Source organism: Gordonia mangrovi (assembly GCF_024734075.1).
Taxonomy (GTDB): Bacteria; Actinomycetota; Actinomycetes; order Mycobacteriales; family Mycobacteriaceae; genus Gordonia; species Gordonia mangrovi.
Genome location: NZ_CP102850.1, coordinates 1,038,643 through 1,057,730, shown reverse-complemented (window position 1 = coordinate 1,057,730; position 19,088 = coordinate 1,038,643). Strand labels below are relative to the sequence as shown.

The window sequence follows — 19,088 nt, the reverse complement described above, 5'->3', positions numbered from 1 at the left end:
ATGATGGCGAAACTGCGCCTTGTGCCGCCCACCCTTGAGGTATTTGTCCTGTGGCATCCCGACGACGAGATCGGGGTCACCGTGGCCGATACTCTGCTGACCCACTTCCACGGTCCTGCCTTCTCGGGCCTCGTCGGTGGGGCAGTTGAGGTATACACGCGTAGCGCGCCGTGGGCTAGCCCGGATGGCCCGCCCCGTCCACTCCCGTTTATGTCCGACGCCGCAGATGGACCGCCTGCGTCGGTGACGACCGTCGTCGTCATCGTCCATGGCGTGAATCTTGCGCAAGCCGCCGAGTACGACGACCACTGGGCCGAGTATCTCTCGCAGGTAGCAGAGACCGGCGAACAGAATCCCCATGTGGCCGTGTTCGGTGTGGTTGCCTCCGATGCGGTGATGAGACAGGGAACGCGTCTGAACACCTTGTTCGGGGCCAATCAGGCGCTCTCGCCTCGCGGTTTGATCGACCCCAGAGTTCTCTGTCGTGACCTGTGTCATTCGATAACCGGCTTTGTCTCCGGCGCACCACGTGAACGGTTGCGCGTGTTCATCAGTTACACAACACGTTGCAACGCCGATGACGAAAGCGGACACCTGCGGGACCTGGTCTCGGCCGTGCGCGATGGCATTGCTGGAACCCACATGACGACGTTCTTCGACGAGGCCGATATCCAGCCGGACTCCCGGTGGGAGGACGAGGTCACGCGGCTGGCGGAGACCAGCGCCCTGTTCGTGGTGCGCACCGATCGGTACTCGAGCCGGGAATGGTGTCAGCGCGAAGTGCTCGCTGCCAAACGGAGCGACATGCCTGTCGTCATCCTGGCGGCGTTGTTCGAAGGGGAGGAGCGAGGGTCCTTCCTCATGGATCATCTCCCGTCGGTGGCCTGTGACCCGACCGACGAGCATGCCAGGATGGCAGCGATCGAGGTGGCTTTGTCCAAACTTGTCGATGACGCGCTCAAACGCGCGCTCTGGCGGCTCCAGCGTGAGCAACCGGAGATGGACGCATTCGACTGGCTACCTGCCAACGCCCCCGAGCCGGTGACCCTCGCACGCTGGCTGCGGACACGGGATCCTGCCGAGATGCCGACATCCGACGATCAGATCTACGTTTTACATCCCGATCCGCCTCTCGGCCCGGCGGAGGTCATGGCACTCGACGACGTGCTAGCACTGGGTGGATTGGACGGTCTAGTGGAGATTTTCACGCCCCGCACCTTTGCAAGTCGTGGCGGACGGGTCCGCAGATGAAGCGGGAAGATCCGGCTCTTGTCGCCCAGAATGCCTTGGCGGGCAGGGTCATCGGGATCAGCGCCTCGGACAGTGCCGACCTGGACAGGCTCGGGCTCACGTCGCGTCACATCGAGCTCGCGGTGGGTGAACTAACACGGGCTTTGCTGCTGGCCGGTGCCTCGGTTGCCTATGGCGGCCGACTCAAGCCCCTGGGCTTCACCGGATTGATGGTCGAGGAACTCCGACGCTACGCAACGACGCGCCGCAGCGCCCTGGTGCTGTACGTGGCGTGGCCACAGCATGCCGACCTCACGGCCGCCGAGCTGGCAGAAGTGAGGGACTTGCTGGGAGTGTCGGGACGGCTGATGCTGCTCGATCCGGCCGGCAACGACTTCCGACGTGCACGCGGTGCCACCGCCGGGCCGTCGATGGACGTCGGCGCGGCACAGGCCTATACCGCGCTGCGGCGGAGGCTTGTTCGCGATACCGATGCGCGTGTTGTGCTGGGTGGACGGCTCCGCGACGGAGCGAAACCCGGTGTCCTGGAGGAAGTGGCATTCTCCGTCGGGTCGGGACAGCCGGTCTACATCGCCGGAGGTTTCGGTGGTGCTGCGACCGCGGTCGGCGCGCGACTCAGTCCCGACACTTTCGATTGGCTGCCCGGCGACCTGCCCCACGGAATCGCAGGGTCTCTGGTTCAGCAATCCCTGGCCGAATGTGCAGACGAGGCGAAGACCGCCGACTGGTCAGTAGCATCCGACGGGCTCGGTGACGCCGACAGGCGGTGCCTGCACGCGACGCATCGCCCAGGCGAGGTCGCTTCTCTCGTGGTGTATGGGCTCGCCCGACGATTCGCCTGAGGCTGACCTCCGTGGTGGCCTATCCCGCAGGGCCGGAGTCAACTCAGCACCCGCGCACTCACCAATCGCACTGTGTCGCCGTCGATCTGCCATGTGGACTCTGAGGTACCCGACGCGCAGCAATTCGGGTCCGCGCTGCGATACCACTGCTCCTTGACCGTCAGAGTGTCGCCCGCACGGGCGATGTCCGTGACGATCGTGGGGTGTTCGCCTTGCTTCGGTTGCTGGGCGGGCAACTCGGCGAACACGCGGGAGTTGTCGCCTTCTTTGGCGAAGAGTAGGTAGCTCGTTGCGATATTGCCAGCTGCCGTGCCGCCGCCGTTGTCGCAACTCGCCCGGTGTCCGAGGAGGGTTGATCTTCCAGGGGCGGTGAGATCGGTAGCTTCGGCGAACATGAAAACATGAACCTTCCCCCAGGAAGAGGACTGTGTTGTCGCTTCGAAATCCGACAATTGAACGCTTCCAGGTACACCGCAAAAGGCTGCGGTGATCGGAACACTGGACCAGCCCTTTACATCTTTCGGTGTTGGAAAGTCCACGGCCGCAGTCGACGCGGCTGAATCTACTGCGGCTGTCGTGGACACCTCGGAGACTTCGGGCAGGTCGGTCTCGGCGGTGGGGGTGATGGGGTCGGCCCGGTCTGCGGAGCCGCAGGCACAGACGGCGAACAGCCCGGCGAGCACTGCTGCGAGCAGCAGACGCGGAGCGCGGATCAACGACTGCATGGTGCACTCATTTCTTCGCCGGGAAGATACTCGTCCCACTCGGACTGCGTGATCGGTCGGGTCCGCGTACAGATCTGATTGAGCACCCGATCCGGATCGAGTGGAATGACATACGAGGTCTGATCGACGCGGTCGGAGATCGCAAGGTAGTCGCCCGAGGGTGAGATGTCGAAGCTCTGACCCAGATTCGACAGGGTGGTGTCGATCGCCATGATCTCGGTGGGCCCTACCATCGTGGGTAAAGTCCACAGGGTCAGGATGCCGTTTTCGTCCATTGTGCCGAGAAGACTCGAGCTCGTCTGTATTTCGGTTAGTCCTGATAGGTGACGGGATCGAGTCCATGTTTTCCGGACCGCCGCGTCGGAGATTCGGTAGCCGGTGAGTGATAGCCGGTGAGTGAACCTGAATTCTCATCTCCTACCACGAACGTGGTGTCGTCGACGAACGCGAGTATGGGCGACAAGGTGGGGATCGCACCATAGGTGCGCTTTCCATCGGCAGCCATGATCTCGACACCTTCGTCCGTGCATATGGCCAACCGCTTCCCCGATGGTGAGAAACTAGCGCAATCAATGTCTTTCGATACCACGGTGTGCGGATCGCGAAAAGGTGCGCCGGTGTCGGAGTAGGTCCAGCGCACCGCACGTGCTTCCGAGCTCACGAGTACATCTTTCGACCCGGGGATGGGATCTACTCGTGCTGAGCTGTCTACTGGCCACTCACTGTTTTCCGTAGCAGCCCGTACCGAGTTGGAATGCGGATCGAGGACGCCCGTTCCCGACTTTGTGAGGATAAAATCTCCAGATGGCCCGAGAAATATGGCCTCACTTGCGGCGGCCGGTGTGAGTGAAATCTGTTGGCCAGATCCCAGGTCTGTAAGTTTCGGCGGGGTGGTACCCGTCAGGAGTCGCTTGCCATCATCGGAGATTTGGGGTTGCCTGCCTGGAACCGTAGTCCCACCGGACAATCCAGCACGCTGAGCGCCCCTGATTGGCCAGATACGGACCGCGCTGTACTCGTTGCGCTCGACCTCGTTGCCGGCGGGTGCATTGTCTACGCCGGATGGCCTGAAACCACCCGAGAAGGTCGCCACCGCAGTCCCGGATGGATTGAAGGAACTTTCCGATACCCCCGTCACCCGCCCGGGTAGTGCATCGCCGCCGATGGGATGAGTTGGATCGGTGATGTCCCACAATTGACTGCTCCCCAATCTGGAGTGGGAGACCAACAAGGTGCGGTCATTGGGCGAGAAAGACGCGCTGATCCCAGACGCTACAAAGCTACCTTGTTTGAGTGGATGCTCGGGCGATGATATGTCCCAAATGGTTCCGGTGTTGTCTGTTGTGAGCAGCAGCTTCTTGCCGCTGTCGCTGACGGTTATGGCCCTGTCCTCGGCGGGAATTCTCCCTCTGAGGGCAAGCCCCTCGCCAGACCATGTCAGGACAGCAACAGTGGTGGTGCTCTCGCGGGCGACTGCTACGCGGCCGCTTCGGCTGAAGGTGAACGTGCCCAACCCGTTACTGCGGAGGGCTGTGAGGTTTGCCTCGTGCAGTGTATCCGCCAGTTCAGCAACCGCGAGACCGTTGTCATGCTTGGCAGCCAATCGTGCGCCCGAGGGATCAAAGAAGATCTGACCAATCATTGCGTCGCTGTTCAGCGATGAACCGTTTGGCGGAATGATGAGTCGGGACTCGACCGTGTCGACCACAGTGTGATCGCGCGAAAGGTGGATCAGCTGGACATGTCCATTACGACCGCCAGTGGCTACGAGTTCGCCGTCCGGACTGATGGCCACAGACAGGGTTGGTCCGGACACGCTTGGCACCATGCCGATCTGCCGGGCCAAAGCGACATCGTAGATGGCAGTTCCCGCGTCTGAGGCGACGGCGACCATCGAACCGTCTGCGTTGAACTGTGCGTCGCGGGGCAAACCTGAAATCGGCAACACGGTGGGAAGTCGGGCGCTCTCGAGCAGCCCGGCTTTGACGAGGTCGCTGTAATCGTAGCGCGATGCGGTCGCGAGGAGTTGTCCGGCCAGGTCGGGGTCGCGATCACCGAGTGCGCGTGCTTGGGCGACCAGGGATCGTGACAGCGCGGAGTTGAGATTCTGCTCTGCCCTGATCCTTTCGCGAGCCTGCAGAACGCCGAGGACGAGCGCGACGACCAGGAGGAGCGAAAGGACGCTGATCACTGCGCCATACACCCATCGCGTGCGTCGTCGTGACGCGAGGTCAGCGAGGTCGGCTTCTCGCTGGCTCACACCGCGGATCGGTGCGATCAGCCGGCTGAGCACTGCCGACTTGAACTGCGGCTCGGACGCGAGCTTTGAACTGTCGACGCCGCGCATCCACCGGCCATCGATACAGAGCGGACTTCCCCGGAACAGGTGGTGGAACCTGGGGTTGATCGCGGTGGAGTCGGGCGTCACCTGGTGGTCGTCGTCCCATGACAACGAACCGCCCGTCAGGACCACCAGAACCGAGCCCACGCCTCCGCGGGTGAACCACTTTTCGAGTTCTGAATCCACACTTGCCGATACCGCGGATTCCGGACTCGCGAGCAGGATCAGGAACCGCGACGAGTGGAGTGCGCCGATAATCGCCTGCGGCAATTCCTCGCCGGTCACCAGGTCGGTGTCGTCGCGAAAGACCTGTGCTTCGGGGTCACGCCGCCGCAGCTTGCCCCATTTCTGCAGACCCCTCTGTATCTCTTTGGCAATTTCGATATCAGGGTTGCGTCGGTACGAAACGAAGGCATCGTATTTCGGGACGCTAGCGGCCTGCGGTTCTACTGAGCTTGCTTCCTCGACGCTCATTAGCCGTACAGCCCTAACTCTCCTGCCCGAGCGAGCAATTCGTTCGCACGCTGTCTCTGATGGGTGAGATCTGCGGCTTTCACGTCCACCCCGATCTGTAGGGCGGTACCGTCGTTCGTCACCGCCAGTATCTGGGAACCTGACGAGTTGAACGCCAGTCCGCGGACACTGCCCGTGGCCGGCCGGACGATGACAATCGGCTCGCCCGTGTCGGTGGTGAACACGCGAATGGTGCCGTCGGCGAACCCGAAAGCTACGAACTTTCCGTCGTCGCTCAATGCGGTCGCCGCCGCGCGGTCGATCGTCTGCCACGGATACACTAGTCGATCCCATCGAGGCTCAGCAGGATTAGTGAAGTTTCCGCGTGCTCCACAGCCGGCGTTACCGGCGGCGTCGCCGCCGTGATAAACGTAGTTGCCGTCATGCGACACGATGAGTGATTCCATGTCCTGAGGGCAGCCGGTCCCGCTGTCGGAGACCAAGCTCATCGACGCAGGGTCCATGTGGAGGACCAGCCCGATATTGGTTCCCACGTAGAGCCGTGAGTCGGTGCCGGTGACACTTGTGGCTCGTAGCGAATAGGGTAGCGGCGTCAATGTGAAGCCGCCGTTGGTGATGTTGAGAAGCCCAGCGCCGGCATTGCCGCATGCTACATAGACGATTTCGGGGCTGGCCCATGCAGAATCAAACGGTACACATCCCGGGAGGCCGAAGGTTCGTGTGGCGCTGTCGGTCAGTGAGACGAGTATGGCTGTGGCCTCTCCGCTGGTGATGTCCACCGAGGGTACGACGGCGTTATTTCCGTCAGCTGACAGCGCAATGTTCGTGGTGGAAAGGGCTGGGCCAGCACCGGGTAGTGTTTGTGTGCGCGCTACCGAGCTGTCAGGAAGGCTCATGGTGACCAGCGTTCCCGAGTCTGTCAGGACAAGCGCCTGATCCGTGTCTGGGATCGCGACGGCATCGCTGAAGACGCTGTGGTTTGAGGCGACCCGCGACCCGAATGGTGTGGGCCAGTGAATGATCTCACCCCCGACGGTCAGCCCAGACACGCCATCATCGTCTACGGCCAAAGCGGTGAGGTTGCCTTTGCCGCCACGAAGACGAAGCGTGTCGTTCCCGTAGTTCACGTCATGCGCCACCACGTCGGGCCCGTCGGCAACCAACAGCCACTCTTGTGCCGGGCTCCATGCCATAGCTGGAGTCGACGTGCTCAGAGTGATGGTCCGGTATGGCTTTCCGTCGCGTTCCACAGTGATCGTGCGTCGGCTGTTGTCGAGTTGGGCCACCATCCCAGACGCCGGCGCTGTGCCCGGGTGCCGTGACTCGTCGAGGTTGCGCTGCAGCTGCGGGGCGGCGCCTTCGGCGGTGACCGCATCAGGCAGTGGAACGCCGAACGCGCGACTGAACTGCGCTCGGTCCATGGTGCCAGAGGAATCAGATTGTGACAGTAGATCAAGATGCACATAGGGGTTGGTCTCCCACGCCGCCTCGTACTTCTGTTTTCCGGAGAAGGACTGGGTGGCGTCGTCGATATTCTGTTGCGCACCGTGCAGCCCATTGAACACGGCAATCCCGCCCAGAACGAGGACGACGGCAGCGAGAGATCCGGCACGTCGCCACGTTTTGCGGCGTCGCTGGCGACGCTCCGATGCAGTGAGGTACGCCGATACTTCGGTGGGGATACGTGTGGCTTGGCGGCGGGTGAACCCACGATACTTGGCGAGAGTTCGGCCGGAAGCCAGTACTCGCTGCTGCCGACCGTGGTGGGCCCACCGATCTGCACGTTCGAACAGCTCACTGCGGGTGCGTTCCTCAGGCGGAAAATGCAGGATCATTGTGACCAACTCCGCGGTGAACCTATCGAGATCACTACCTGGTGGAACCATGAATTCTGGGGCAGAGCAACTCTGAGCGATCTGAGTCTCGGTTTGGCAGTTCTCCGACGAGCGCCACGCAGGTGTGTCGATCACGACGAAGGCGGCAGCCCCCCAGATCGCTGTGGTGATCTCGGCCATCCATGGCACCGTGACCGGGATGTTGCGCTGGTCGATCCATACGGCACTTCCGCGCGCGCGGAGGCGGTCAGCAAGTGCAAGGGCCGGGCCGGCGCCGTCGGTCCGGCTGTAAGAGATGAATATGTGGCCAGTCATGAGGTGGCCTCGATTGGGTCCGCGCAAGGGTGAAGGTCGAACGTCGAGCGAGTGCGGTCGGTGAAAATGTCGCGCGTATCAGCCGGATAGCACATCCACTGCCGGTCGCGAATCCGTTGAAAGAGTCGCTGTGTGGACACACCACAGCCAGCACAAGACGGTGCGCGCCACCACACATCAGTACCGGTCTCCATCCATAGCTCGTTGTCTCCGTGCCACCCGATGGCGGTGACCGCGCGGTTCGCGGGACGCCATCGCCCCGCGATGGCGATCAAACCCTCTGGGTAAAGATCGATCTCGGTGACGACACCCGCGCTGGTGCCGACGGCGACGGTGGAACCGTCGGCATTGATCGCGACCACTGTGGGCGTACCCTCACCGAAGATGGTGCCCGGTATCCACGGCAATGAAGCGCCCCACGGAGCGCCCACGGATGTCGAGGTCGGGTTCATTGCCGCCGTAATCGATTTGTGGACAAGGTGAATCATCCCGTCATCACCCAGCCTGATCGACGATGACCCGAGAGCTGCTGATCGTGACGTCGTCACCTGAAGGTTGGTCGGCTTTGGTGTGGTGGTGACTTCGGTGAGGTCGGAGATGATCCCGACACCGCGAGACAGGCAGGCGACCCGGGTTCCATCGCTACTCACCGAGAAGACCTCGACAACACTGACTGCCGCGCAGATGCGCGCGGTTGTACCGGCCGTGAGGTCTGTCACCTGCGGCCCAGCTGCTGGAGATGAAATGAGTACGCGCCCACGGTCGTCTATGGCCAAGGATTTGACTGTGCGGGACGCGGGGAGCCCGGTGGGTGCGAAGCTGCCTCCGACGGGTGCAGTCCAGAGCTGCCCATCGTCGCCGACGAGGGCGAGGAGTTCTCCGGACGGTGAGATCGCGGCATCTCGCACGTCAGCACCACCAGATAGTGCGGATCGGTGCACCACAGCGTTCGACGTCGCGTTGACCACCAACAAGTCGTCGTTGTCTTTCACGACCGCCCAAATCGCCTCTCCGGCACCGCCCTGGATGTCGAAGACCTCTTCGTAGGTTCCGACCTTGCGCGGCGCCAGGCCGTTTGCATTCGCCGACCGCGTCAGTACCGTTATGGAGCCGCTGTCGTCGTAGATGGCTACAGTGTTCCCGGATTGGGATATCTGCAGGCCTGCGGGTTTACTGGAAGATGCGGTTATGGTGGTGCCGCTGGAGAGTTCGGTGACGCCAATTGTGTTGTCGGCGGCGAAGGTCGCCGCGAAACGGCCATTGGGTGTCGCGTCGGCCAAGTACAGGGGACTCTGGCTGATCTGTCGGCGTGAGGTCATCGCGCCGGTGTCGAGACTCCATTCGGCGAGTGTTCCTTCGCCATCGGCAGAGATGGCTACTGTCGGATCATTACCCAGAATGAACGCGTTGATGGCGGCGGTCTTGGTGTAACCGAGAACGCCGAGGTCCCAGGGATGGGACATCGCCTGGAGCAGCGCTCCCTGCGCCGTGTCGGGGACTGCACGGCCGTTGGCCGCTTGCTGATCGATCAGTCCGCCGAGCTTTAGTGCCTGTAGGTCGGCGCGGTCGGGGTTGTCATCGACGTTGAGTAGGGTGCCTGCCAGTGTGTTCGCTGATCGCAGGTTCTGCACCGCACGCCAACCGGTGAGCGCTATCGCGATCACTCCGATCAAAGCAACAGCGCGAAAGGCCCAACGGCCGTTGCGCTTCCACCATTCCCGCCGGGTCGCACGCGCGGACGCCGCTATGTACTCGACAAGCTGTGCGCTTGGTTCACCCGCCGCGTTGTCAGAGGCTGCTTGAGCGATCGCTTTGCGGTCGCTGACGAGGTAGTCGGGGTCGCGGTCGGCTGCTACCCAGGCTGCGGCCTGTGCCTCGAGCCCCTCGGTGTTGCGGTAGCGACCCAGATCGAACTGCAGGGCGTTGAGAAGTGACGCGTTGCGTGCGCCGACGTCGGTGGAGTCCCACAGGATCCAGTTCAAATCCGCGAGGAACGGTGGGACTTGCCGGGTATCGACGATCGGCGCGACACGCACTGGGATCAGTCGTGTGTCAGCCCATCCGCGCAATATCGTAAGTAGTCTTCGATCGGCGACGAGGGAGGGGGAGATAGCGATCATCGCCGCGCTCGGCGCTGGGACATCCGCGATATCTGTGATCCGGACGGCGTCGACGCCACGTTCGCGGAGGATGTCGACGATACCGTCGAGATTTGCGATTTCGTTGTCGCTGCCGATCACCAGTGTGTGGTTGGCAACGCTTCTGTCTGTTCCGGGCTGCATCACATCGGAATCCGACGGACCTTGCCGTCGCGTTTGAGCAATATCGAGGGGCAGTCGCCCTGCATGGCGATATGTATGTTCACCGGATCATCTTGGCTGGTCGTTGACCCAGTGAAACTCAACTGGAGCTGGCGTATTCCGGCAGGGCACATTCCTGCGGTCATCACGGTGCCGGTCGATCGCGTGTTGTAGACAGCACCTGCTTGATGGCCGTAGGGCGCGCCGGCGGCGGATCGGCCGACCACATACTGGTCGCCGAGAGGACCGCCGGGATCCGGGCTGCGTCCGAGGACGAGCGCTTCCAATCTGAACCGGACCCGGTTGACAGCGGCCATCTCGTCATCGGATGTCATGTAACGGAACCTGCCTTGTGCGTTAAATAGACAACGGGCAAGTCGATCCTAAGCTGAAGACTCGGGCCGCCGCGCGATGATTGCTCCGTTCGTACGCACGGAGCAATCAGGTCGTCCGATCGGTCGAGCAACGGTCGTGCCTGAAGAGAAGTGCCGTTTCAATCGCACCGACAGAACATCATGACGGCGTCTATCGGTCCGACTGGTCATCTCCGCCGGTGCGAGCTTTGAGCCTTCGCTGATCAACTCGCCCGCATTGCCCGAACACGTCCCAGTTGCGAAATCGACCAAACTCGAAAATGCCGCCCGTGCTCCAAATCAACTTCCCTTTGTGCACCATCGAGCGATGTTCGCACGATGCACAGGCGTCGGTCCCTATGTCGGCATCGAGGATCTCTTCCGTTGGTATTGGTTCGAGAGCCTCGAGTAGTACTGGTCGCGGGTCGAACCGCGCGATACTCTCCCGTATGCGACTCCTCGACCAGATGATCGTGCACCACCCTGACGGTGAACGCCGTATCCAACTGTTCTCCGGTGACCTCGCGCAGATCCCGGACGGCGAGGGGGTTGATGCATTGATCGTATCGGCGTTTCCCGACAGCTACGGGCCGACGCCAGGAACTCTGATCCGCGCCCTCGACCAGCGTGGGCTGTCCGTCGGCAAGCTTGCCCGCGACAAGCACATCGACCTCCGAACGACGTCGAGTTGCTGGCTGTCGCGGCCGGTCATGAGAGACGACCTCGGCTTCCGGTACGTCATCTGTTTCGAGCCGCTCTACCGGGGCATGGATGCACCCGCGCAGGTCGTCGGTGACCTCTTCCGCAGCCTTGTTCCGTTCACCACCGACGAGCCCTGGATCCGCAGTATCGCGATGCCCCTGCTTGCCGCCGGCAGTCAGCGAGAATCCGCGCCGCGAATGCTGCGAGCGATCCTGGATGCATCGGTGCACTGGCTGTCCGCCGGCGTAAACCTCGATCCGATCAAGATCGTGCTCTACTCCGCGATGCCCGAGGAAACGCAACACGAGCTGCTCGAGCAATTCCGTTCGAAGGCAAAGTCGCTCGCGTCGGAAGTGCCTTCGCCCCTGGCGAGCGGCTCTCGCGGGATCAGCGCCTTCCAGCACGACCTCTTCGTCAGCTACTCACGCGTCGACAGCGACGTCACCGATCGCTTCGTAGATCACGTGCGGACGCTTGATCCATCCATCCGGCTCTACCTTGACCGCTCAGAGCTTCAGTCGGGATCATCCTGGCAACAGTCCATCTACAAAGCAATCGATGACTCTCGGTTCGTGGTTTGTCTCTACTCGCCCGATTACCTGTCGTCGAAGGTGTGCATCGAAGAACTGCACATAGGCTGGATGAGACATCGCGAAGAGGGAGGCGTCCTGGTGCCCGCATTCCTTCGGTCCGCCCAACTGCCCTCGTATATGCGGCTTGTGCAATACGTTGACGTTCGGGAAGCTGACATGCACAGGATCGATGACTTCGCGGCACGCGTGGTCGATCGCGTCCACCGGGCGCGCTCTGAGCCTCGCCGGCGAGACGCCGAGACCGCCGGACCTCACACAGCCGGCCCCTCGTTGTCAGTCGGAACCGCGGAATCGCTCTCCACGCTTGTCGAACGACTCACCGACCGGGGCGAGGTCCACCTCGACGTGACAATCCGGCTTCGTGATGCCTGATTCGGTGCGCTGATGCGTCGGAGAGACGGATCGGTTGCACTACGCGCCGATGATTTGCAGGGGATTGGCCGCGCCCGGTCCTGAGTTCCCAGGACCGGGCGCTTGGCGCTAACGCACCAGCCGAGTCGCAGCGGCGACATCCGCGTCGAATCTTCCCGGCTCGATCTCGGCGATCGACCCGAGAGCCCGTACCAGCTGTGCGAGTTCGGCTTCGGCAGCCATCCGCGACTCCTCCACGCTCGGGTACGGCCCGTGGTCTGTGGCCGCCCACTCCTTGATCCGCCGAGCGTGGACGTCGGAGGTGACCCGGACGAGATCCTGACTCAATCGTGCAGCCATGATCGGGCTGAGCGCGCCGCGCCGGCTGATCGGTCGGTGAGCCCCAACGCTGTTCATCAACAGTCCTCTCTGCAGTTGTTCTTCAGACACACCTCACCTGCGAGGCGTCAGAGAGTTGGCCCAGAGTCGGACTTGGGGAAATCTGAATTATAGACCTGATTGACCAGGCGGACAAGGGTGCGCGTTGACTCATCGAAAATGCGCGCGTAGGGGTAGTCGTTGCCTCATCTGAAAATGTGCGCCTCTGCGGTGGCGGTGTGGCCGGGTTGTCAGCCCCACTTGATTCCGCACACCGGGCACTTGGTGTAGCGGTCCGGGTATGCGACCTCGGCGCCGCAACCGCGGCAGATGTACATGGCCTTCAGCGCGGACTGGGGGGTGTGGAACACTATCTTCTCCTCGTGTTGGGGGCTTGCAAGGGTCATACCGGTCCCGCGCCGGGTGTCATGGCGGGTTGGCGGCCAAGGCCTGGGCTGCCAGTTCGGCGGCCTTCCGGTTCAGATCAGGCCCGAAGGCCACGGAGAAGTCCGGACTAGTGAGCATCCCGGAGACTCCAGGCATGGTCAGTGCCTCGTCGTAGGACTGGAACGGCAGAGCCAGCGGAATCGCCGACCCATCGGCGAGGAAGTTGCGGACTGTGTCGGGCGCGGAACTGCCGGCGAGTGCGTCTGCCAGGGTCGCGAGATCGAGCGTGGGAAACGACGAGGCTGCTGGGCCGGCGGGCACCGTGACCATTTCGATAGTCGGCGGCTCGTACAGATACACGTCGACGCTGTGCGACTCGACGCTTCCATAACGGTTCCTCGCGATGACGCGGAAGCTTCCCGAAGATCCGGGGTTTACGGTGAGCCACTCATTCGCTGCCGAATCAGTGTGATACTGCTGGCCGTCGGGGGCGATCACCACCAGCGAATCATGGCCGGCCACATGCCATCGCACAGTGACCGTCGCGCCGTTCTGCACCGCCTCTGGCTCGACGGTGAATGCATGGACCTCGGGCGGTCGCGTCAGCGCAGCAATCCGTCGGTAGAAGTAGCCGTACCATTCCGCGGCGCTGGGACGGTCTGCTCGGGGGCCGCGGAGCCCCCGCTCGAATAACTCGAAACCCTCCCGGTCCGACACCGGCCGAAGGGCGCGGAACTGCGGGTCGAGGGATCGTGATGAAATAAGGATCTGAGCGCACAACCGAGCAATCTTGTAGCGGTCGGTCAGCTCATCCTGTCGGGACGTGTGGTTCTTCCCGGTGTTCTCCGGTGCCACCATGTGGGCCAGGTTCGCCTGCGTGAACTGTGGGGACCTGCCTTCGACTCGTGCCGGGTCGATGTCGACGAGCATCACCGGCGGATCGTGTTTCGAGGAGTACAGCACGTTCTTCTCGTTGATGTCCCCATATGTGATGTTGTGCCGGTGCAGCAGGGCGAATATTCGACACATCCAGGCGCACATGCGAATTCGCTCCACCAGGTCATCCTTGGCGACGATATCGACGACGCCGGAGCGCTCAGCCACTTCTGGATCAGTCAGATCTGTGAAGCTTCTCGGTTTGCTGATGTTGTGGGGGATCTGAATAATGTCATTTTCGAAGAAGTCGTCGGGGACGATTCGCATAAGGTACCCGACGACACCGCCGCCGGGCTCGGTCACCGTGTCGAGGGGCCACGTGGTGAGGTCGTCGAGAAGTTGCCGATCCGCGGCGTCCATCCTCCGCTGGTAGTCGATTAGCACCGCGACGTTATCGATGACTACCTGGTCCAACTTGGTTGGCTTCCACTCTTTGAACGCGCAGGAAGCGCTGGTAATGAGGCCGCTGGGCGTGGTGACCTTATAGACGGCGCCGAATCCTCCTTTTGCGAGATATGTTTCGACGTCGAGTGCGTCGCGCTGGACGGTCACGCAGCATCATCTCGCAGCGATCGGGTGCACTCGGCGATCCATTGCCGAACATCCCAGTCCCGCATCTCGCTTCCCACTCCGGCTTCGACAATGTCGCTGATAAACCAGTCGATCGCGCCGAGTATCTGAGTCGACGATCCGCTCCTATCGATGACCGCGCCATCTGCGTGCCATGCTGCTGCGGCGGCATCCGGCTCGATGCCCTCCATATCGGACATCACCCACAGCAGCGTTGGCCAATGGGCGAACTCGTGCGGTGACATTGGCTGTGAGGGGGTGTCGAGGACGATGGTCATGGCCGCAGAGATCCGCGGCGGTGCGCTCGCCCAGGCGTTGAAGGCGCGGTTTCCGTCGAGGACGTCGTCTATCTGAACGAGGTCTGTGAACGGAAGGGAGTGGCTGTCGAACAGCAGTTTCCCGCTTTCGTCCAGCAGGACTAGCCGCAGCTGGTCGTTGAGCCACGGGGACATGAACACGGCGTTTGCCAGGTGGCCGACGAGTTCGCGGGCGATCTCACGAACACCTGATGAAACAGCAAGGACCAGTTCGGTTCGCGACGGACCGGATAGAGTGTCGTCGATCGTGTTGGTGAGCAACATGTTCTACGGCTCCTTAAATTGTTCCGGGGTCCGGAAGGCTGGTGACGGTCACCGTCGGTCCGGGTGGGGTGGTGCCGTTGGCAGGCATCGGCTGGCCGGTCGGGTCATGGACATGTTTAGGCGCGGGCCCGTTTCCGACGACGTTCTGACGCCAAGCGTTCATTCGAACTCCGGCAGCGGCGCGGGCGGCGTCGCGCCACTCTGCTAACGCTTCGCTTACCACCTCGCGCTGGTGCTCTGCGACTTCCTTGTTCACCAGTCGGAGTGTCTGTTCGTGGTGCTGGGCCTGGTCCTGTTCCGCAGCGACCTCCACCTGCCGTCGGATATTTCTCTTCTCCCGGGCGTGGTCGAGTTCCTCCGCCTCCTCGTCCTTGACCCGTTGGGTTTCGGCCTGGGTACGGTGCCAGTCGGCAAGCGCTTGGTCGGTCTCGATGTCGTCGATTTGGTCGATAGCATTGTCATAAGCGGTCGGCTTGCCGAGGTTGGTCAGCACTTTGAAGATCACCGGCAGTAACTCGAGACAGATGAACAGTGCGGCCACTGCGAGGCGTGCCATCCGCGTGGTGCCGTCGGAGGCGGTCACATCGGACAGTGCTTGGAGTCGAGCGATCAGTCCGGTGTTGTTGAGTGCGACCTCGTGGCTGGTGCCGTTCGCGGCGTCGACCTTCTGCTGGAGGTCGTTGACCGTCTGCTGGACATGCGGAAGGTCTCTCTGGGCGTCGGCGATGGCCTGCTTGCTCTCCTCGAGAAGCTGCGGTCGCAGGGCATTGATGGTCTGCTGCTTCTTCGCCTCCTTGGCTGCGATCTGCTGTGTGGTGGCATCCCAGCGGGCCTGTGCTTCATTGGCTACTCGCTGTTTCGCGACGCACGCCGCGGCACAGCCCGCCACGCCCGTTCCGCCCGTGCCATCTTCTTCTGCCAGGGCTGCGGCGCGGGCCTTCTCGTAGTCGGACTTTTGTGTGGAAGCTGTCTTCGCGAGGGCGTCGATCTCACTCTGGATGGCCTTGACCTCGCTATTGGCCGCCGGATCGGTCGTTGGCCCCGCGTTGATGGTCGCCCGAAGTTCGCTCAGGGTCCCCTTCGCCGCCGCGAGGTCACTTGCCGTCGTCGACCCTTGGAGCTGGCTGCGGAGCTCCTCCTGCTGCGTGAGGATGTTCTTCTGGAGTTGAGCATCAACCTCCGGCTCGAAGATCTTGAGCATCAACGGGGTCGAGATCACAACCCCTATGACGAGTGCCAGGAAGACCCGGGGAATCGCGAGCATAATGAGTCGCTTGGGGTTGCGCTCTTTACCCATGCCCATGACCAGCATCCGGTCGAGGTTCAGGATTGCTATGCCCCAAGCGATTCCGAACACAATGGCGAAGAGGAGCACGTCTGTAACATCGGCAATGAGGAGCGCATAGGTGGCCGAGACCGCGGCGAACACGGCGGTCGTCATGATGACGGCCCCCATCGCCGCTTGACGCGGAAGCTGCCCCGGCATTCGTTCGAGCACGTCGCGGCGCGCGCCGCCGACCTGGGCGAAGAAGTACGCGACCGGACGCGAGGATCGATCGGTGGTCATTCGGGCACTCCGGGTTTGGGTTGTGACGATGCGCGGATTTGGGCGAGGAGCTGCAGTGGCAGGCCGATGCATAGGCCGACAAGGGAGATCATGATGGGCAGTGCCGGCTTTATCTGCCAGAGGTGGAGATAGCCGACAGCGTTGTAGCACGGCTTCGACAAGGGGTATCCGAGGTACAGTTTCAGCGGCGAACAGACCGAATACGACGGATGGCCTGCTTCGGTGAAAGAGTCCGCAGAGTCCGCGACCACCGCGGAGACGGCCATGGCCTCGAGATCGTTGGAGAGCATGCCTAGGGTGATTGGCACCGACAAGGCGAAGCCGATGGCTGCCCACGTCAGATAGTGCTCGACAACGTCGCGCCGGGCGACGTGTGGTTCACCCAACTCGGTGACAGTGCGATCTATCAAGCGCAGTACAGTCGGATAAATCGCCAGCCCCACAAGTAGTCCGAATCCCGACAGGGCACTTGAATAGGCTTGTCCGAGAGCGGTTGTGGACAGGGTTGGCAGTGCCGCGAGCGTCATGATGAACGCCGACACGGGGTCGTGAAGGCTCCTGCGGGCGTACTGGCCGAGTAAGACCCAGTTCTCCCGCCAGTAGCCAGTGTGGGCAATCACGGCGTCCAGAGGGCCACAGCCGTTCGGTCGTCGGTGAACGTCATCCGACCCACACCTACCTGTGCGGCGAAGTTGACTGCCCGGGGCGGATCGGCCCATTCGAGGGCAAGCCTGTTCCCGACCTCGTCGTCGAGCAGATCACCGACACCGTCGGAGCAGACCACCACGGTCGCACCGGGTTCCACCGTCGCCTGTTCGACGGTGAGGATCATGGGTCCGTCCGGGACAGATCGGGTGTGGTTCGATGAGATGAGCGCGTCGTTGGAAGCGTCCTTGCCGCCGACAAGCAGCCGCCACGCGGGAGTTGGTCCGCCGACCCGAGACCAGATCGACGAGTCGCCGAGCCCGCACAGAGTAAATGTCCACGGCCCCGGCCGACTGACGCCCTCGACAACAGCGATCGTCGCGGTCGTCGCCATCAGTGATTCGTTCTGCCCGAAACGATTCCATCGCGCCTTGCGGACGGCGCCTGCCGCTCGCTCGAACATGGGGGTCCACTCGTCGGCGGTGACGGGCGTCGCTGTCGTGTCGAGGGTCTGTCGCAGAAGTTTTCGTGAGACTACGGATGCTGCGATGTGGGAATGATCGAGACTTCCCACCCCGTCGCAGACGACTGCGACGAGCCGGTCGGCGTCCGGGCAGAACCCAACCTCGTAGTGGTCCTGGCGCGCCGTCGAGTAGTGGCGGTGTGCCAGACCGCGGACCGAAGCCGCGCGCACGTGCCATCCTGAGAAGTCGAAGGCGTCGCACACGGTGTCGGGTACGGACACACAAGAAAAGGGTTTGCCGCCGTTGACTTCTCGATAGGCTCGGCCAGGATCGCCTACCACGAACGGTTCAGGAGGCGACTCGGGCGGCGTGTCGCCGGCGACGGTCATGCCACCGTGTCCGCAACGAAGCCCTTCTTGAGGGCTCCTTGGGTGCCGGCATCATCGATTATGACCTCAGGCGCACCATCGCGGACACTGGAGCCGGTACTCACGACCGATTGTGCCACGACCTGGCCGATCGCCTTCATCGCCTCAGGGGTTCCAACTCCGTTTTTAGCAATGAAGTAGAATGTCTCGCTGCGCTTCTTGGGCCATACGATGCTTGCCAGGTTCTCTTCGAGAACATCGCCAAATCCCAGCGGGACGATGTTCGGGTATATCGGTGCCGAGGTGAGGGCGTCGAACGCCGCCCTCCAAGCGGCCTCGCTGTCGGAGAGGGGATCGCCGTCGGTCACGAAAAACACCAGTGGGCGTTGAACGCTGTCGTTAGGCTTCTCCGCCTTGATTGCCTGGACGTCTGCCTCGATCTGATTCTTGAGCGCGGTGAATGCTGCCGCGAAGGAGGTTCCGCCTTCGCAGCTGAGGAAATCGGCCTCACCAATAGTGTTGTCGTAGACGAGATTCGTCATCGGAATCTTGACGTTGGCCTTGTCGGAAAAGGTGATAAGCGAGACGCGGGCGACGTCAGCGAGCAGCGGGTCCGCGCAGATTTCGTTCTTCAATGTGCGCAGGCAGTCATTGAGGGCGGGCATGACCGTCTTCATGGACCAGGAGACGTCGAAGACCAGGTAAAAGGGGCAGGTGTTCAGTTGTTGAACCATGACTGAGTGCTCCGTGGGTAGAGGGGTGACTCTGGTGGGGTCGGGCCCGCGCCGGCGATCGGTCCTTGGCGGCCGATCATCGGTGAGTGAAGACGCGTCCCGGCGCGGCCACGCGGTCAGACGATCAGCTGATTGTCTGACCGCGGGCCTCGGTGCAGCGACCGTTGCAGCGAGGACAATGCTGGGTGGGACAGCGGTATCGACCGTACGGCCCGTCAGCCTTTTGAACCTTCGCGTAGAGGGACATTCCCACGTTGCAGTGGGGGCATTTCGGAGCCACGTCTGCACCTTTCGTTTGGATCGGAGTCTTCAGCCTATCTTTGGCTGATTCACGTGGCTGACCACAGCGCTTAGATTCATTCTTTCTGGCGACAGC

17 protein-coding genes are annotated in these 19,088 nt (G+C 62.3%); 3 read left to right on the top strand and 14 right to left on the bottom strand.

The features are described from left to right. Both NWF22_RS04885 and NWF22_RS04880 read left to right on the top strand, forming a co-directional pair. Entirely contained in the window at nucleotides 1–1,251 is a 1,251-nt protein-coding gene (locus NWF22_RS04885) for a toll/interleukin-1 receptor domain-containing protein (protein ID WP_160900379.1), read from the top strand. Next, nucleotides 1,248–2,093: a hypothetical protein gene (locus NWF22_RS04880; protein WP_160900380.1), complete on the top strand. Its 846-nt coding sequence runs from the start codon at nucleotides 1,248–1,250 to the stop codon at nucleotides 2,091–2,093. The genes NWF22_RS04885 and NWF22_RS04880 overlap by 4 nt, the downstream gene beginning before the upstream one ends. Nucleotides 2,094–2,131: 38 nt before the next feature. Here NWF22_RS04880 and NWF22_RS04875 read toward each other — a convergent pair whose 3' ends face one another. The 6 genes from NWF22_RS04875 to NWF22_RS04850 all read right to left on the bottom strand — a co-directional run bounded on the left by NWF22_RS04875 (nucleotide 2,132) and on the right by NWF22_RS04850 (nucleotide 10,418). Next, nucleotides 2,132–2,818 carry an LppP/LprE family lipoprotein gene (locus tag NWF22_RS04875; protein ID WP_160900381.1) on the bottom strand — a complete coding sequence of 229 codons (687 nt, stop codon included), beginning with the start codon at nucleotides 2,816–2,818 and terminating at the stop codon, nucleotides 2,132–2,134. Beyond that, on the bottom strand, nucleotides 2,806–3,051 hold the full coding sequence (locus NWF22_RS04870) for a hypothetical protein (protein WP_160900382.1): 246 nt from the start codon (nucleotides 3,049–3,051) through the stop codon (nucleotides 2,806–2,808). Before NWF22_RS04870 ends, NWF22_RS04875 begins: the two co-directional genes overlap by 13 nt. A gap of 77 nt (nucleotides 3,052–3,128) precedes the next feature. After that, nucleotides 3,129–5,633, bottom strand: a complete 2,505-nt coding sequence (locus NWF22_RS04865) for a toll/interleukin-1 receptor domain-containing protein (RefSeq protein WP_160900383.1) — start codon at nucleotides 5,631–5,633, stop codon at nucleotides 3,129–3,131. After that, nucleotides 5,633–7,783, bottom strand: coding sequence for a toll/interleukin-1 receptor domain-containing protein (locus tag NWF22_RS04860; protein WP_160900384.1), 2,151 nt, complete (start codon nucleotides 7,781–7,783; stop codon nucleotides 5,633–5,635). The genes NWF22_RS04865 and NWF22_RS04860 overlap by 1 nt, the downstream gene beginning before the upstream one ends. Further along, nucleotides 7,780–10,023: a WD40 repeat domain-containing protein gene (locus NWF22_RS04855; RefSeq protein WP_160900385.1), complete on the bottom strand. Its 2,244-nt coding sequence runs from the start codon at nucleotides 10,021–10,023 to the stop codon at nucleotides 7,780–7,782. Before NWF22_RS04855 ends, NWF22_RS04860 begins: the two co-directional genes overlap by 4 nt. 41 nt (nucleotides 10,024–10,064) lie before the next feature. Continuing rightward, nucleotides 10,065–10,418, bottom strand: a complete 354-nt coding sequence (locus NWF22_RS04850; protein ID WP_160900386.1) for a hypothetical protein — start codon at nucleotides 10,416–10,418, stop codon at nucleotides 10,065–10,067. Between the two features lie 485 nt (nucleotides 10,419–10,903). Between NWF22_RS04850 and NWF22_RS04845 the strand changes: the two genes are divergently transcribed. Next, nucleotides 10,904–12,103: a toll/interleukin-1 receptor domain-containing protein gene (locus NWF22_RS04845; protein WP_160900387.1), complete on the top strand. Its 1,200-nt coding sequence runs from the start codon at nucleotides 10,904–10,906 to the stop codon at nucleotides 12,101–12,103. 108 nt (nucleotides 12,104–12,211) lie between these two features. On the opposite strand, the gene NWF22_RS04840 is transcribed toward NWF22_RS04845, so the two are convergent. From NWF22_RS04840 to NWF22_RS04805, 8 genes are all read right to left on the bottom strand, one after another. Beyond that, on the bottom strand, nucleotides 12,212–12,499 hold the full coding sequence (locus NWF22_RS04840) for a hypothetical protein (RefSeq protein WP_160900388.1): 288 nt from the start codon (nucleotides 12,497–12,499) through the stop codon (nucleotides 12,212–12,214). Nucleotides 12,500–12,711: 212 nt separating this feature from the next. Next, nucleotides 12,712–12,831 (bottom strand): hydrogenase maturation nickel metallochaperone HypA, encoded by a 120-nt coding sequence (locus tag NWF22_RS04835; protein WP_233750856.1) that lies wholly within the window; start codon nucleotides 12,829–12,831, stop codon nucleotides 12,712–12,714. Nucleotides 12,832–12,886: 55 nt separating this feature from the next. Then, nucleotides 12,887–14,335 carry a hypothetical protein gene (locus NWF22_RS04830; RefSeq protein ID WP_160900389.1) on the bottom strand — a complete coding sequence of 483 codons (1,449 nt, stop codon included), beginning with the start codon at nucleotides 14,333–14,335 and terminating at the stop codon, nucleotides 12,887–12,889. Then, complete coding sequence (locus NWF22_RS04825; RefSeq protein ID WP_160900390.1) at nucleotides 14,332–14,934, bottom strand: hypothetical protein; 603 nt, start codon at nucleotides 14,932–14,934, stop codon at nucleotides 14,332–14,334. Before NWF22_RS04825 ends, NWF22_RS04830 begins: the two co-directional genes overlap by 4 nt. Nucleotides 14,935–14,947: 13 nt before the next feature. Next, the gene (locus tag NWF22_RS04820; RefSeq protein WP_160900391.1) at nucleotides 14,948–16,501 is read right to left on the bottom strand and encodes a DUF4407 domain-containing protein; all 1,554 of its coding nucleotides are present in this window, start codon (nucleotides 16,499–16,501) and stop codon (nucleotides 14,948–14,950) included. Continuing rightward, a complete protein-coding gene (locus NWF22_RS04815; protein ID WP_160900392.1) occupies nucleotides 16,498–17,043 on the bottom strand; it encodes a hypothetical protein in 546 nt (181 codons plus the stop codon). The genes NWF22_RS04820 and NWF22_RS04815 overlap by 4 nt, the downstream gene beginning before the upstream one ends. A 74-nt stretch (nucleotides 17,044–17,117) precedes the next feature. Further along, nucleotides 17,118–17,891, bottom strand: a complete 774-nt coding sequence (locus NWF22_RS04810) for a protein phosphatase 2C domain-containing protein (protein ID WP_160900393.1) — start codon at nucleotides 17,889–17,891, stop codon at nucleotides 17,118–17,120. Nucleotides 17,892–17,995: 104 nt separating this feature from the next. Beyond that, nucleotides 17,996–18,712 carry a vWA domain-containing protein gene (locus NWF22_RS04805; protein WP_160900394.1) on the bottom strand — a complete coding sequence of 239 codons (717 nt, stop codon included), beginning with the start codon at nucleotides 18,710–18,712 and terminating at the stop codon, nucleotides 17,996–17,998. Nucleotides 18,713–19,088 lie beyond the last annotated feature (376 nt).

Coding starts and splice junctions, on each gene's coding strand:
- NWF22_RS04825 (WP_160900390.1), bottom strand. CDS start 14,934: ATGTTGCTCACCAACACGATCGACGACACTCTATCCGGTCCGTCGCGA.
- NWF22_RS04840 (WP_160900388.1), bottom strand. CDS start 12,499: ATGAACAGCGTTGGGGCTCACCGACCGATCAGCCGGCGCGGCGCGCTC.
- NWF22_RS04865 (WP_160900383.1), bottom strand. CDS start 5,633: ATGAGCGTCGAGGAAGCAAGCTCAGTAGAACCGCAGGCCGCTAGCGTC.
- NWF22_RS04870 (WP_160900382.1), bottom strand. CDS start 3,051: ATGGTAGGGCCCACCGAGATCATGGCGATCGACACCACCCTGTCGAAT.
- NWF22_RS04875 (WP_160900381.1), bottom strand. CDS start 2,818: ATGCAGTCGTTGATCCGCGCTCCGCGTCTGCTGCTCGCAGCAGTGCTC.
- NWF22_RS04885 (WP_160900379.1), top strand. CDS start 1: ATGATGGCGAAACTGCGCCTTGTGCCGCCCACCCTTGAGGTATTTGTC.
- NWF22_RS04880 (WP_160900380.1), top strand. CDS start 1,248: ATGAAGCGGGAAGATCCGGCTCTTGTCGCCCAGAATGCCTTGGCGGGC.
- NWF22_RS04860 (WP_160900384.1), bottom strand. CDS start 7,783: ATGACTGGCCACATATTCATCTCTTACAGCCGGACCGACGGCGCCGGC.
- NWF22_RS04820 (WP_160900391.1), bottom strand. CDS start 16,501: ATGACCACCGATCGATCCTCGCGTCCGGTCGCGTACTTCTTCGCCCAG.
- NWF22_RS04805 (WP_160900394.1), bottom strand. CDS start 18,712: ATGGTTCAACAACTGAACACCTGCCCCTTTTACCTGGTCTTCGACGTC.
- NWF22_RS04845 (WP_160900387.1), top strand. CDS start 10,904: ATGATCGTGCACCACCCTGACGGTGAACGCCGTATCCAACTGTTCTCC.
- NWF22_RS04850 (WP_160900386.1), bottom strand. CDS start 10,418: ATGACATCCGATGACGAGATGGCCGCTGTCAACCGGGTCCGGTTCAGA.